General features: G+C 42.0%; 8 protein-coding genes, 2 tRNA genes and 3 rRNA genes. 11 read left to right on the top strand and 2 right to left on the bottom strand.

The window, feature by feature from the left end; genetic code table 11:
* Nucleotides 1-10: 10 nt before the first annotated feature.
* Nucleotides 11-574: a LemA family protein gene (locus MTT29_RS05790; RefSeq protein WP_107946125.1), complete on the bottom strand. Its 564-nt coding sequence runs from the start codon at nt 572-574 to the stop codon at nt 11-13.
* 158 nt (nt 575-732) lie between these two features.
* On the opposite strand from MTT29_RS05790, the gene MTT29_RS05785 reads away from it, so the two are divergent.
* Genes MTT29_RS05785 through MTT29_RS05770 form a run of 4 tightly spaced genes read left to right on the top strand, consistent with a single transcriptional unit; the run spans nt 733 to nt 2,731 of the window.
* Nucleotides 733-1,578 (top strand): fumarate hydratase, encoded by an 846-nt coding sequence (locus MTT29_RS05785; protein WP_107916007.1) that lies wholly within the window; start codon nt 733-735, stop codon nt 1,576-1,578.
* Nucleotides 1,579-1,587: 9 nt separating this feature from the next.
* Nucleotides 1,588-2,148: a Fe-S-containing hydro-lyase gene (locus MTT29_RS05780; protein WP_021092611.1), complete on the top strand. Its 561-nt coding sequence runs from the start codon at nt 1,588-1,590 to the stop codon at nt 2,146-2,148.
* A 43-nt stretch (nt 2,149-2,191) separates the two neighbouring features.
* Nucleotides 2,192-2,359 carry a hypothetical protein gene (locus tag MTT29_RS05775; RefSeq protein ID WP_181001467.1) on the top strand — a complete coding sequence of 56 codons (168 nt, stop codon included), beginning with the start codon at nt 2,192-2,194 and terminating at the stop codon, nt 2,357-2,359.
* A gap of 39 nt (nt 2,360-2,398) precedes the next feature.
* Nucleotides 2,399-2,731, top strand: coding sequence for a hypothetical protein (locus MTT29_RS05770; RefSeq protein ID WP_429800042.1), 333 nt, complete (start codon nt 2,399-2,401; stop codon nt 2,729-2,731).
* Here the strand turns inward: MTT29_RS05770 and MTT29_RS05765 are convergent.
* Nucleotides 2,709-3,182, bottom strand: a complete 474-nt coding sequence (locus MTT29_RS05765) for a cysteine permease (protein ID WP_429800041.1) — start codon at nt 3,180-3,182, stop codon at nt 2,709-2,711. The genes MTT29_RS05770 and MTT29_RS05765 overlap by 23 nt on opposite strands.
* Before the next feature lie 94 nt (nt 3,183-3,276).
* Here MTT29_RS05765 and MTT29_RS05760 point away from each other — a divergent pair, with 94 nt between their 5' ends.
* The 7 genes from MTT29_RS05760 to rrf all read left to right on the top strand — a co-directional run bounded on the left by MTT29_RS05760 (nt 3,277) and on the right by rrf (nt 13,937).
* On the top strand, nt 3,277-3,651 hold the full coding sequence (locus tag MTT29_RS05760) for a RidA family protein (protein ID WP_429800040.1): 375 nt from the start codon (nt 3,277-3,279) through the stop codon (nt 3,649-3,651).
* An 86-nt stretch (nt 3,652-3,737) separates the two neighbouring features.
* Nucleotides 3,738-8,189 carry a retention module-containing protein gene (locus MTT29_RS05755; protein WP_429800039.1) on the top strand — a complete coding sequence of 1,484 codons (4,452 nt, stop codon included), beginning with the start codon at nt 3,738-3,740 and terminating at the stop codon, nt 8,187-8,189.
* A gap of 388 nt (nt 8,190-8,577) precedes the next feature.
* A 16S ribosomal RNA gene (locus MTT29_RS05750) occupies nt 8,578-10,088 on the top strand.
* Nucleotides 10,089-10,182: 94 nt separating this feature from the next.
* A tRNA-Ile gene (locus MTT29_RS05745) sits at nt 10,183-10,259 on the top strand.
* 12 nt (nt 10,260-10,271) lie between these two features.
* Nucleotides 10,272-10,347 (top strand) — tRNA-Ala (locus tag MTT29_RS05740).
* 433 nt (nt 10,348-10,780) lie between these two features.
* Nucleotides 10,781-13,685 (top strand): 23S ribosomal RNA (locus MTT29_RS05735).
* 133 nt (nt 13,686-13,818) lie between these two features.
* Nucleotides 13,819-13,937, top strand: a 5S ribosomal RNA gene (rrf, locus tag MTT29_RS05730).
* Together the 16S, 23S and 5S rRNA genes with 2 tRNA genes alongside form the textbook arrangement of a ribosomal RNA operon.
* The last annotated feature ends 832 nt before the right edge of the window (nt 13,938-14,769 follow it).

Below are 14,769 nucleotides of genomic sequence, written 5' to 3'. Positions count from 1 at the left end.
TTTTTATGCCTTATTTTTTAAAAAGATCACCGACGTTTGGTGCAACTGCTTCATTTTCAGGGATATCAAAAAACACATCTTTGTGAAAGCCAAACATTGAAGCTACGATGTTTGAAGGAAACATCTGTGTGGCGTTGTTGTAAATTTCAACAGCTGAGTTGTAGGCGCGTCTGGCGGCTGAAATTTGCTCTTCAACCTCGTTTAAAGTGCTTTGGATGTGAAGTAAATTTTGATTTGCTTTTAGATCAGGATAGTTTTCTACGCTAACTCTAAGGCCATTTAGCAAGCCTGAAATTTTGTTATTTAGCTCAAATTTCTCCTCATTTGTAGAGGCGCTTCTAGCGCTCTCTCTAAGGGCAGTGATGTTTTCTAGTAGGCCCTTTTCATGCACCATGTACTCTTTTGCAGTAGCTACTAAATTTGGTATGAGGTCATATCTTCTTTTTAGCTGCGCGTCGATGCCAGCCTCCACGCTTTTTACTTGGTTTTGCTTTGCAACAAGTGAGTTGTAAAGGCTGATGAAAAAGACAAAAATGACTGCGATAACAAGTATCACGATGACTAACGAATTCATAACTTTTCCTTTAAAATTTAAGTTTGTTGTAGTTTATCCAAAGTTGCTTAAGAGTATTTAAACACCGAGGTTGGGTGATTAAATTTAATATTATAATTTAATCTTAAATTTTACATATAATTTATATAATTAAAAATTGTTTTTTACGAGGAGGATAAATGAGAACGGTAAACGTAAAAGATATAAAAGAGACTGTTGCAAAGCTTTGCAAACAAGCCTGTTACGTCGTTACGCCAGATCTAAAGGCTGCTTTTACAAAAGCACAAACCACTGAGAGCTCATCTCTAGGTAAAGATATCTTGGGTAAAATTTTGCAAAATGCCAAGCTAGCAGAAGAGGGCGTAGCGCCTATTTGTCAAGATACAGGTATGACGGTTGTCTTTGTTGAGATCGGTCAAGACGTGCATATAGAAGGCGGATATATCGAAGATGCGATCAACGAGGGCGTTGCGAAGGGCTACACTGAGGGCTATCTTAGAAAATCAGTCGTAGCTGAGCCGCTTTTTGAGAGAAAAAACACTACAAACAACACCCCAGCCGTCATCCACACTAGGATCGTGCCAGGGGATAAATTTAAGATCAAAGTAGCGCCAAAAGGCTTTGGTAGCGAGAATAAGTCAGTTTTAAAAATGCTTGTGCCAGCTGATGGCATAGAGGGCGTTAAAAAGGTATTTTTAGAGGCTGTAAAATACGCTGGACCAAACGCTTGCCCTCCAATGACGATAGGCGTTGGCATAGGTGGCACTATGGATAAAGCAGCACTTCTAGCTAAACAAGCTGCAGTTCGTCCAGTAGATAGCAAAAATGCCGATGCAAGATATGCAAAACTTGAAGATGAGCTTCTTGAGCTTGCTAGCAAAACAGGCGTCGGTCCTCAAGGGCTTGGCGGCGATACAACCGCTATAAAAGTAAATGTCGAGTGGTATCCAACTCACATCGCAGGCCTACCAGTAGCCATAAATATCAACTGCCACGCTGCACGCCACGCAGACGCCGAGCTTTAAGGAGATAACATGTCAGAAGTCAAAAGAATAACAGCACCATTTGATAAAGAGGTGGTAAAGAGCCTAAAAGCAGGCGACAATGTCTTAATCTCAGGCACTATCATCGCTGCTCGTGACGCCGCTCACAAGGCGCTAACAGAGGCTCTAGCGCGCGGCGAGAAGCTACCAGTTGAGCTAAAGGGCGAGACTATCTACTATGTCGGACCAACTCCAGCCAAGCCAAACCAAGCTATCGGCGCAGCAGGCCCAACAACAAGCGGCAGAATGGACAAATACACACCAACTATGATCAATGAAGTTGGCATAAATGGCATGATCGGTAAAGGCTACCGAAACGACGCCGTAGTCGAGGCTATGAAAAAATCATGCTGTGTTTATATGGTCGCTATCGGCGGCATCGGAGCGGTCATTAGCCAAAGTATCAAAAAATACGAAGTACTAGCCTATCCAGAGCTAGGACCAGAGGCAGTCGCAAGGCTCACAGTAGAGGACTTCCCAGCGATAGTCGCTATCGACTGCGAGGGCAATAACTTCTACGAAGTCGGCCAAGCACCTTATAAAAAGATCTAAATTTGATCCGCTAGCAACCTAAGCTAGCGGAATTTCTCCCAAAATGAAAACTTTTTGCAACGATCAAGCAAAGAATTTGCTCAAATTTTTTACCAAAACCAAAAGCGAGCTAGTAAATTTAAAGCTAAAGCAAATTTTAAATGAGGGCTTTATCTCAAAACCACAAGGGATATTTTTAAAAGCTGCCATAAGAAAAAGGCAGAAATTTTAAGAAAATAAGACGCAAAATGAGTGGTCGCTAAATGAGATAGTGGTCTTTGAAAGCGAGTATGAGAGCCCTGAAGAGTATTTTAGCGATGTGGGGTCGTTTGCCCTTAGGCTGGCTGATAAATTTAGAGCAAGCGATCTTGGCGAGGAGATAGTGCTTGCCGTTTCGTTTCAGGCGCTGCAGTTTATCACGCTGAGTAGCGAAGAGTTTAAATTTATATATGAAGACTACGATGAGAGCACAAACTCAGCTCACATTAAAATTTACGCCAAAAGAGAAAACGACGAAATTTTGCTATATAAAGATAGGATAGGGGGCTACAAAACCGAGGCGTTAATTGTTTGCGAGGTGGCTAGTAGTAGCCAAGACACATAGTATCAGTTAGTTTTATGCGCTTTTCAAAGGGCGCTGGCGAGAAAAATTTGCACTTTTCGATGTAAATCCTATACGAGTAGTTAAGCTCGAAATCATCATAAAATTTCTTTAAATTTAAAAATTTGATACCGCAAATTTCATGAAATTCAAAAAGCTCATAAATTTTAGAGCCATTTTTGGCGACAAGGTGGGAGGGAGCAAGCGATGCAAATGAGCAAAAAACGCCAGTTGGCACAAGACCATTTAATGGCGTGCAAGCCTCTAGTGCGCTTTTAAATTTCTCTGGGACGCTCTTTTTTCTAAGAAAAACGATGCGTGAGTTTTCAAATTTAGCGCTGATCGCATTTTTCCAAAAAAGATAGGCGTTTGATGAGATGCCGGCGTTTTTGGCAAGCTGAGCGCCAAGCACGTAGTCGTCTAAAAATTCGTTTGGTGCAAGGGTTATTTGCATCTTTGTCCTTTTGAAATTTTGCTCATTATAGCCTTTGGTGCCTAAAAATTTAGAAATTTATAGTAGGATTTTGCCAAAATTTAAAGGAGAAGATATGAAAAAACAAATTTCAACAAAAAACGCTCCACAAGCGATCGGACCATACTCTCAGGCGATTAGCGCGAATGGATTTTTATTTATCTCAGGGCAGCTTGGCGTCACACCAGCGGGTGAGTTTGCAGGTAGTAGCGTAGAGGCTCAGACACAGCAGTCACTTACAAATTTGCAAAACATTTTGGCTGAAGCTGGACTTAGTTTTGATAATGTTGTAAAGACTACGATCTTTTTAGCAGATATGGCAGATTTTGTCAAGGTAAATGTCACATACGCTAAATTTTTCAAAGAGCCATATTCAGCTAGAAGCACGGTGGCTGTGAAGACTTTGCCAAAAGATGCACTCGTAGAAATTGAGGTTATCGCAGCACAATAATGTCACAACTATACCAAAGTACAATATACAAAGAGGATTAAAATGTCTTAAAATTACGTAAAATTTATTTTACAATAAGGATAGACATGCAAACTCAAGTAGGAGTAATCAAACAAATCTCAGGCTTAGTGGTAGCTGTAGATCAAAATGGTGTTAGCCGCGTTTTAAAAGTTGGCGACGCTCTATATCTTGGGGAGGTTGTAAAAACCTCTTCAGCTTCTTCTAAAGCCGTAGTTTCAATGAACAATGGCAAAGATGTCACCATCTTGGGTGATGAGTCGTTAAAACTTGACGAAAATGTAGTCGCAGGACAAAAACCAAATACCGTAGCAGATGTTAGCGACTTGCAAAAGGCGTTGCTAAATGGTGAGGATCTAACTAAACTAGAGGAGACTGCCGCTGGTGGTAATGCAGCCGCAGCTGGCGGCGGAGATGGCGTGAGCCTTGGGGCAGCGTCGTTTGACGAGGGTGGTCACTACTCAAATATCAATGAAAATTTCCGCTCGATAGGTGATCTAAACAGCGCAAGAGGCGCTGAGAGGATAGGCGGTGTAAGTGGCGCAGCTGATAATGCTGGTGGTGACGCTGGTTTTGTAGATACTACTATCCCAACAGTAACTCTAGATCCAATTAATAACACTTCAACAGTAGTAACCGGTAAGGTTCCAAATCCTGATCCAAATACCACTGTAGATGTTAAATTCCCTAATGGTAGTGTAGTTAATGTCCCAGTAAATCCTGATGGTACATTCTCTGTTCCTACACCAGATAATAAACCACTAAAACCAGGTACTGAGGTAAAAGTTACTCCAAACGATGATGCAGGCAATGGTACTCCAGCTACTACTCCAGTAGTAGACGTTGTGCCGCCGCAGGTAGATCTCACTCCAAAGGCTGACGGCACAGTTGATGTAGTACCTCACGACAATGACGCGACAAAGGTTGAAATTTCATACATAGATAATGGTGGCAACACGCAAACTATAACCGTGGTCAAAAATCCAAGTGCTGGCTGGGTCGTAGATAGCACTCCTGGCAAGACGACAGCTCCAACAGGTGCTTTTAAACTTGATCCAAATAGTGGCAAGGTCACTATCAGCGACGATGCGACAAAAGATAACACTCCAGTGATCGCAAAGGCTACTGATGGCGCTGGCAACACAGCCACAGGCGAGACTACTGCTCCAGATAAATTTACTATCAAATTTAATGATGACGCAGATGGCAACGGTACTATCACAAGAGGCGAGAACTATGCTGAGGATGGCGCAAAAGCTACTGCAACCATCAGCATACCAAACCTTGCAAAGGACGGCAGCAAGATCCACGTTATAGGAACTGGCATAAATGACTATTACACAGTTCATAAAGATGCTAGTGGCAATGTTACAAGCGTTATAGATACAAAAGGCAACAATGTATTTGACGGCGATAATGGCATAAAGGTTGGCTATGATTATAACCACTATCAAACAGTTCGTGGAAATGCTGCTAGTATCACAGCTGAGCTAGAAGGCACAACCCTTAAAGCTACTTCAAGTGTTAAATTTGAAAATGTTGGTAAGGCTGAAGTTAAATTTGTTGAGCTTGATGAGCATGGTAATGTTCTAAATGAAAAATCAGATCAAATAACAAACCAAAATAGAAATACAGCTATGCTAGATGGTGATATCAACCACACCACAGCACGCATCTCACTACCTGAGAATGTTCAAGACGGCGATGTAGTAACTGTAAAATATGGATATGGACCAGATGCAGCCTCTCTTGCAAAAACAGGTGGCACAGATACGACTGCTTATAAGTATTTCTTAGTTCATAAAGCAGCTGATGGCTCTATGACGGTTGATCAGATCACTTCAGAGACTGATAAGACACCTATAAAAGCTGGTCTTACATCTACAAATGGTGCTGGCGAGAAATTTGGTATAGATATCCACGATATGCCAACAACTACCTATAATCTTACGCACTCACGTGGTATAGAAGTGAGTATAAAAGGTGATGATCATGCAGATAAATCTAGTGGAGATACTTGGATATTTAGAGATAGCATGGAGGCTCCGAAGGTTGAATTTATAGAAGGCAGCAAAGTTTATAACCCAAGCGTTTCAGGAAGTGGCTCAGGCGCACTAAATGCTGGTATAAGCGTAGCTGACGCTATAAAAGACGGCGATATCAGCCACACTACAGCTCGCATAACATTGCCAAAAGTGTTCTCAGACGGAGACAAACTAACAGTTGCTGTAACTGACTACAACAAAATTTATGCTGACACTGGTGTAAAACAATACCCAGTAAATAACCCAGAGCCAACATTTGTTAAGGCATTTATCATTCACAAAGCGGCTGACGGCACCGTGACTTTTGACGAGGTCGATGCAGCTGGCAATGTCACACATGCAGGCATCCCAGCGCTAAATAACAACGCTATCGAAATAACTGGCGTGCCACTATATAATATGTATGAAAATGGCGTTTTGAAGTCAGATTATGTCCATGCAACTGGTGTTGATGCTACTATCACAGACCACCTTAATCTAAATGGTAACGATAGTGGAAGCAATTTAAGTTTTGCATTCTTAGCGAACGTAAATGTTGTCACTATTACAGAGGTGATCGACGACGTTGCAGGCGGTATAGATCACGGCAATATCAAAGATAATGACGTAGTAGTAAATGGCGTAACTAAAAAAGGACTAACAAACGACAGCACTCCGACATTTAACGGCAAAGCAGATCCTAACTCAGTAGTAGAGCTATATGATGGCACGACTAAGATAGGCAGCACAACAACTGATAAATTTGGCAACTGGTCTATCACTCCGGCCACTCCACTTGGTGAAGGTGCTCATAGTATCACAGCTTCATCTCCAGCTTCAAATGCGATCAAGGCTTCTGACCCAGCTACTATAACAGTAGATACAGGCACTAAGGTTACATTTGATAGCGTTATCGATGATGTTGCAGGTGGCGTTGTAAATGGTAATGTTAAGGGCAACGATGTGACAGTCGATGGCAAAACACTAAAAGGCCTAACAAACGATAACACACCAACTCTATCAGGCAAAGCAGAGGCTGGCTCAACTGTAGAGATCTTTGATGGTACAAACAAAATCGGTCAGGTAGAGGCAAAAGGTGACGGTTCTTGGAAATTTGAAGTAAGCAATCCGCTTAGCGACGGCGAGCATGAGCTTAAAGTAAAAACTACTGACAAAGCTGGCAACACAGCCGAGGCCGCTCCAGTAACCATAACTGTTGATACGAAAGTGACAAATTTAAAAGTCGAATGGATAGATGATCTCAACAATGATGGTAAATTTAGCTGGAGTGAGAATTTAAATCCTGAGCACGCAGGACGTATAGCTTGGAAAGCATATCTTCCAAACGACGGCACGGTTAAAGTTGGTGACGTTATGCACTATATGTGGGGTGGACCAGGTGCTACTGGTGAGCTAACTTATACTATAAAAGCCGAAGATATAGCAAAAGGCTATGTAGGCTTTGTAAAACAAAATATGATTCATGGAACATGGGAGCATATTCCTTTTGGCAAGGACTCTGATGGTAAAATTTTTGAAGCTTGGGCATATTTAACAGACGCTGCTGGCAACAAAGGATCAACAGGCAAAGATGAGATAGTCTTTGACTTTAGTGATGCACCTACTCATATAAATGCTAGCGCTATTTATGGCACAAACAGAACAGGCTTGTTACTTGATGACAATCCAAAAAGTGCAAGCGCTGTTAATATCGAAGCACAAGGTAAAGCAGTAGAGCTAGATGTTAAAACTTTCACTCATAGAGCAGATGTGAAATTAGGCGATGGCGACGATATAGTAACAGTGCATAAGAGTGGCGGTGTTTGGGGTGACATGGTAGAAAACTCAAAACTAAATTTAGGCAATGGGGATAATATCTTAAAAGTAGAGACAAATATCGATAGAGCATCAGTAATCGCTGGAGATGGTTATGACAATGTCAAAGTAGGTGGATACATAACAAATCGCTCTTATGTAAATTTGGGTGATGGCAATGATACATTAACAGTTGGAACAAATATAGACCATAGTACCGTAGAAACTGGAAGTGGAAACGACACCGTTATAGTTGGTAACTATATTCATAATTCTACTATAAAGCTAGGCACAGGCGATGACTCATTAACGATTGCAAAGTCAGATATGCAAGGTAATGATATAAACGGAGGTGCAGGTTACGATAAGTTAACCATCACAAGTCCAGGAACGACTATAAATTTAAGTAATATTGCAAATCATGCAGACAACTTGGAGGAGCTTAATATCTCCAATAAGAGTCAAAGCACTACTTTAAACGTTAAACTAAGTGATGTCATAAGTTTAACTGACGGTGACAATACGCTAAAAATAACAGCTGATGCTGGAGACAAAGTAGAATTTAAAGATGCTGGCTGGCAAAAGGGTGCATCAACTGACGGCTATACCACATATACAAATGATACTAGCGGAACAACTGTTACTGTCGAGATCAAAGACGAAGTAACACAACCTATGTAGTCATAGATGTAAATTTGCTATCAAAGCGGTGGCATTAAATCAAACGGAGAGCAAGGAAGCTCTCCAAATTTATGTATCAGAAATAAAATTTAAATTTGTAAAATATTTTGCAATTATTTCAACTATCTTTAAGCATCCCTCATATATAATTCCAGCTCACGAAACGAGAAACCACCTTTAACTTCAACGTTAATAAAGCCTTTTTCTTATCGTTGTTCTTTTAACTTACAATTGTTAAACTATTAGTCAATCTTTGAAATCTAAACAAGTGATCGATTGAGCCAGTCTATTATGATTAAATAATAGATTAGACAAACTAATATAAAAACTAAAAGTTTTTTTGATTAAAAACTTCATAATAAAAATCCTATCTATTAGATAGGTAATTAATATGGAGAGTTTGATCCTGGCTCAGAGTGAACGCTGGCGGCGTGCCTAATACATGCAAGTCGAACGGACAAGTAAGAGCTTGCTCTTATGAGTTAGTGGCGCACGGGTGAGTAATGTATAGCTAATCTGCCCTACACTAGAGGACAACAGTTGGAAACGACTGCTAATACTCTATACTCCTGTCTTACATAAGTTAGATAGGGAAAGTTTTTCGGTGTAGGATGAGGCTATATTGTATCAGCTAGTTGGTGAGGTAATGGCTCACCAAGGCTATGACGCATAACTGGTCTGAGAGGATGATCAGTCACACTGGAACTGAGACACGGTCCAGACTCCTACGGGAGGCAGCAGTAGGGAATATTGCTCAATGGGGGAAACCCTGAAGCAGCAACGCCGCGTGGAGGATGACACTTTTCGGAGCGTAAACTCCTTTTGTTAGGGAAGAACAATGACGGTACCTAACGAATAAGCACCGGCTAACTCCGTGCCAGCAGCCGCGGTAATACGGAGGGTGCAAGCGTTACTCGGAATCACTGGGCGTAAAGGACGCGTAGGCGGATTATCAAGTCTCTTGTGAAATCCTATGGCTTAACCATAGAACTGCTTGGGAAACTGATAATCTAGAGTGAGGGAGAGGCAGATGGAATTGGTGGTGTAGGGGTAAAATCCGTAGAGATCACCAGGAATACCCATTGCGAAGGCGATCTGCTGGAACTCAACTGACGCTAATGCGTGAAAGCGTGGGGAGCAAACAGGATTAGATACCCTGGTAGTCCACGCCCTAAACGATGTATACTAGTTGTTGCTAAGCTAGTCTTGGCAGTAATGCACCTAACGGATTAAGTATACCGCCTGGGGAGTACGGTCGCAAGATTAAAACTCAAAGGAATAGACGGGGACCCGCACAAGCGGTGGAGCATGTGGTTTAATTCGAAGATACGCGAAGAACCTTACCCGGACTTGATATCTAACAAATCATCTAGAGATAGAAGAGTGTCTGCTTGCAGAAATGTTAAGACAGGTGCTGCACGGCTGTCGTCAGCTCGTGTCGTGAGATGTTGGGTTAAGTCCCGCAACGAGCGCAACCCACGTCATTAGTTGCTAACAGTTCGGCTGAGCACTCTAATGAGACTGCCTTCGTAAGGAGGAGGAAGGTGTGGACGACGTCAAGTCATCATGGCCCTTATGTCCGGGGCGACACACGTGCTACAATGGCATATACAATGAGAAGCAATATCGCGAGATGGAGCAAATCTATAAAATATGTCCCAGTTCGGATTGGAGTCTGCAACTCGACTCCATGAAGCCGGAATCGCTAGTAATCGTAGATCAGCCATGCTACGGTGAATACGTTCCCGGGTCTTGTACTCACCGCCCGTCACACCATGGGAGTTGATTTCACTCGAAGCCGGAATACTAAATTAGTTACCGTCCACAGTGGAATCAGCGACTGGGGTGAAGTCGTAACAAGGTAACCGTAGGAGAACCTGCGGTTGGATCACCTCCTTTCTAGAGTACATATAGATATTCTCTCACAAGATATTTATAAGAAAGATATTCTCAATCATCCTTGTTTAGTTTTGAAAGATTGATAGACCTATAGGGGCCTATAGCTCAGCTGGTTAGAGTGCACCCCTGATAAGGGTGAGGTCACAAGTTCAAGTCTTGTTAGGCCCACCAGAGAATTTAATTGGGGAATTAGCTCAGCTGGGAGAGCGCCTGCTTTGCACGCAGGAGGTCAGCGGTTCGATCCCGCTATTCTCCACCATAAAATAGTTTAACAGTAAAAGTCTATATTAAGTGTTTTTAGAAACACTTAATATAGACTTTTAAGCGTCTTAATCTTTATTGATTACGAAGTTGCCGAAAGCAACTTTGTGCTTTAGGGGTTTTCAAAGGGTGCAACTCTTTGGTCGTAAAGACTAGCTTGCTAGTCTGCGAAGTCTAAATGTTCTTTTAATTAATATTGTTAATAGTCACAAGCAAGTTTTAAAAACAATTTTACAGGACTTGTTAAAGATTTAAATTTCTATTCTCTTTGCATTTAATGCAAAAGTTTGACATCACAATCTATTTAGGATTTAAAACTTATCTAAATAGTAGTCAATGCTTTCCGTCTTGAGAGCTAGAATTTAAATGTAGTAACATAAAGTTATCTTTAACAAGGAAGTGATGCGAATTAGAATAATCTAATATAGAAAAGGTAAGCTACAAAGAGCAAGTGGTGGATGCCTTGGCTAGTAGAGGCGATGAAAGACGTGCCAGGCTGCGATAAGTCTCGGGGAGCCGTCAAGGGGCTTTGATCCGGGAATTTCTGAATGGGGCAACCCAACTAATAGAGATATTAGTTACCGTATAACGGAGCGAACGAGGGGAATTGAAACATCTTAGTACCCTCAGGAAAAGAAATCAAAAGAGATTACGCTAGTAGCGGCGAGCGAACGCGTAAGAGGGCAAACCACTAGTTTACTAGTGGGGTTGTAGGACTGCAATATAGACTAAACTTAGCTAATAGAACAACCTGGAAAGGTTAGGCACAGAGGGTGATACCCCCGTATATGAAAGCTTTGTTTTACTTAGCAGTATCCTGAGTAGGGCGGAACACGTGATATTCTGTCTGAAGCTGGGTAGACCACTATCCAACCCTAAATACTACTACTAGACCGATAGTGCACAAGTACCGTGAGGGAAAGGTGAAAAGAACTGAGGTGATCAGAGTGAAATAGAACCTGAAACCATTTGCTTACAATCATTCAGAGCCCTATGATTTATCAGGGTGATGGACTGCCTTTTGCATAATGAGCCTGCGAGTTGTGATGTCTGGCGAGGTTAAGGAAACCCGGAGCCGTAGCGAAAGCGAGTCTTAATAGGGCGTTTAGTCAGACGTTGCAGACCCGAAACGATGTGATCTATCCATGAGCAGGTTGAAACCGGTGTAAGAGCCGGTGGAGGACCGAACCCGCTAGCGTTGAAAAGCTATGGGATGACTTGTGGATAGGGGTGAAAGGCCAATCAAACATCGTGATAGCTGGTTCTCTCCGAAATATATTTAGGTATAGCGTCATGTAGTAACACTAGGGGGTAGAGCACTGAATGGGCTAGGGCATACACCAATGTACCAAACCCTATCAAACTCCGAATACCTAGTGTGTAATCATGGCAGTCAGGCGGCGAGTGATAAAATCCGTCGTCGAGAGGGGAACAACCCAGACTAACAGCTAAGGTCCCTAAATCTCATTTAAGTGGAAAACGATGTGGAGTTACTTAAACAACCAGGAGGTTGGCTTAGAAGCAGCCATCCTTTAAAGAAAGCGTAATAGCTCACTGGTCTAGTGATTCTGCGCGGAAAATATAACGGGGCTAAAATGAGTACCGAAGCTTTAGACTTAGTTTTACTAAGTGGTAGGAGAGCGTTGTATTTGCATTGAAGGTATACCGGTAAGGAGTGCTGGAGCGAATACAAGTGAGCATGCAGGCATGAGTAGCGATAATTGGGGTGAGAATCCCCAACGCCGTAAACCCAAGGTTTCCTACGCGATGCTCGTCATCGTAGGGTTAGCCGGGTCCTAAGCAAAGTCCGAAAGGGGTATGCGATGGAAAATTGGTTAATATTCCAATGCCAACTATAATGTGCGATGGAAGGACGCTTAGAGTTAGAGGAGCCAGCGGATGGTAGTGCTGGTCGAAAGGTGCAGGTTGGAGTTCAGGCAAATCCGAGCTCCTTTAAGCCGAGGCCTTACAGGTGCGTGAAGTTCTTCGGAATGAATCGTAAATCCTTGATACTGTCGAGCCAAGAAAAGTTTCTAAGTTTAGTTATAGTTGCCCGTACCGTAAACCGACACAGGTGGGTGGGATGAGTATTCTAAGGCGCGTGGAAGAACTCTCTTCAAGGAACTCTGCAAAATAGCACCGTATCTTCGGTATAAGGTGTGCCTAACTTTGTGAAGGATTTACTCCGTAAGCATTGAAGGTTACAACAAAGAGTCCCTCCCGACTGTTTACCAAAAACACAGCACTCTGCTAACTCGTAAGAGGATGTATAGGGTGTGACGCCTGCCCGGTGCTCGAAGGTTAATTGATGACGTTAGCTCTGCGAAGCGTTTGATCGAAGCCCGAGTAAACGGCGGCCGTAACTATAACGGTCCTAAGGTAGCGAAATTCCTTGTCGATTAAATATCGACCTGCATGAATGGCGTAACGAGATGGGAGCTGTCTCGAAGAGGGATCCAGTGAAATTGTAGTGGAGGTGAAAATTCCTCCTACCCGCGGCAAGACGGAAAGACCCCGTGGACCTTTACTACAGCTTGACACTGCTATTGGGATAAAAATGTGCAGGATAGGCGGGAGGCTTTGATCCATAGACGCCAGTTTATGGTGAGCCATTGTTGAGATACCGCTCTTTTTTATTCTGATAGCTAACTAGCTTGAGTTATCCTCAAGTAGGACAATGTCTGGTGGGTAGTTTGACTGGGGCGGTCGCCTCCCAAAATGTAACGGAGGCTTACAAAGGTTGGCTCAGAACGGTTGGAAATCGTTCGTAGAGTATAAAGGCATAAGCCAGCTTAACTGCGAGACATACAAGTCAAGCAGAGACGAAAGTCGGTCTTAGTGATCCGGTGGTTCTGTGTGGAAGGGCCATCGCTCAAAGGATAAAAGGTACCCCGGGGATAACAGGCTGATCTCCCCCAAGAGCTCACATCGACGGGGAGGTTTGGCACCTCGATGTCGGCTCATCGCATCCTGGGGCTGGAGCAGGTCCCAAGGGTATGGCTGTTCGCCATTTAAAGCGGTACGCGAGCTGGGTTCAGAACGTCGTGAGACAGTTCGGTCCCTATCTGCCGTGGGCGTAAGAAGATTGAGGAGAGTTGACCCTAGTACGAGAGGACCGGGTCGAACCAACCACTGGTGTACGAGTTGTCCTGCCAAGGGCACCGCTCGGTAGCTATGTTGGGATGTGATAACTGCTGAAAGCATCTAAGCAGGAAGCCAACTCCAAGATGAATCTTCTTTTAAGAGCTCATATAGACTATGTGTTTGATAGGCTGGGTGTGTAATGGATGAAAGTCCTTTAGCTGACCAGTACTAATAGCTCGTCTGCTTATCTTTTAATAAGCATCACTTCCTTGTTAAGGATAAAAACTTAATAAGATATGTTTTTATAAAACTTTGTTTATGACTTTTAACTTTATCTAGTAGTGTTAAATAAGAGATTTAGCTATTATATCTTTTATTTAACACTGCCCGTGACTATACAGACGAGGAAACGCCTTGCTCCATCTCGAACCAAGAAGCTAAGCTCGTCCTGGCTGATGATACTCTCCCTTACTGGGATGTTGGAAAAGTAGGTCGTTGCGGGCTTTGTTGTTAATCTGCTTTAATTCTTATATTATTAATCCTAGTTTTTGTAAGTGTTACTTTCTACTTAAGTATAAAATTATTGGTTTTTTACTTTCTTATTTGTTTTTAATTGGTTTTTATTGATTAGGTGTAGTAAGATTTTTTATATTTGTTCTTATGTTATTGAGGTGTTTATCTTTTTAAATTTTTATTCTCTTATTGTTTTAAATTTTTTATCATTATTACTTTTTAGCTGGTGTGGTTAAAAATGTAATACGTATAGATCCTTTATAATTATTAAATAAAAATGTTTTTATTAAATAGTAAAATATAGGTAGGGTAAATTTATGTTATAAGGTTAAAAGCCTACTAAAAGCACTATTTGATGACGCAAAATTTTAATCCAATACAAAAGACATAATAGATGCATGACTAAAAACACAAAAGCAGGTGGTGGTATAGCTATAAGTATTGGTGACAAGAGCTAGAGCACGAGACAGCCAAAAGAGCAAAAGAGCATAAGCTAGATATGGAGTATGCTATCTTTAGCTTGGCCGTGATGCCTGATGTTAAAAGGAGTGTCTTTAAAGCACTAAACTGTTAGAATGGATGCGGGAGCTGACGAAATGGCAGGCTTATTTTATTTCTTGGCTAAAGGTGCGGATATATTGGTTGGCAACATAGGTGTTAATGTTGTGTTTTTAGGTTTGGCGGACTGGAGAGTATTCTATCTTAGATAATTTATTAACGGTTTTGATGCTTGTTTTTGTTAAAATTTTAATCACTGATAATTACTAACCAGCTATAAGTAAGTATAAATATTTTAAAGCCTTTTATTTGAATGTGTTATCTT

Source organism: Campylobacter concisus (assembly GCF_050447485.1).
Lineage (GTDB): Bacteria > Campylobacterota > Campylobacteria > Campylobacterales > Campylobacteraceae > Campylobacter_A > Campylobacter_A concisus_BQ.
Note: the sequence above shows the minus strand (reverse complement) of the source record. Positions and strands in the feature narration are given on the sequence as shown.

What these genes read in the sequence shown, in the direction of transcription:
- MTT29_RS05765 (WP_429800041.1), bottom strand. Translation starts at nt 3,182, where the DNA reads ATGCAAATAACCCTTGCACCAAACGAATTTTTAGACGACTACGTGCTT.
- MTT29_RS05780 (WP_021092611.1), top strand. Translation starts at nt 1,588, where the DNA reads ATGTCAGAAGTCAAAAGAATAACAGCACCATTTGATAAAGAGGTGGTA.
- MTT29_RS05775 (WP_181001467.1), top strand. Translation starts at nt 2,192, where the DNA reads ATGAAAACTTTTTGCAACGATCAAGCAAAGAATTTGCTCAAATTTTTT.
- MTT29_RS05790 (WP_107946125.1), bottom strand. Translation starts at nt 574, where the DNA reads ATGAATTCGTTAGTCATCGTGATACTTGTTATCGCAGTCATTTTTGTC.
- MTT29_RS05755 (WP_429800039.1), top strand. Translation starts at nt 3,738, where the DNA reads ATGCAAACTCAAGTAGGAGTAATCAAACAAATCTCAGGCTTAGTGGTA.
- MTT29_RS05785 (WP_107916007.1), top strand. Translation starts at nt 733, where the DNA reads ATGAGAACGGTAAACGTAAAAGATATAAAAGAGACTGTTGCAAAGCTT.
- MTT29_RS05760 (WP_429800040.1), top strand. Translation starts at nt 3,277, where the DNA reads ATGAAAAAACAAATTTCAACAAAAAACGCTCCACAAGCGATCGGACCA.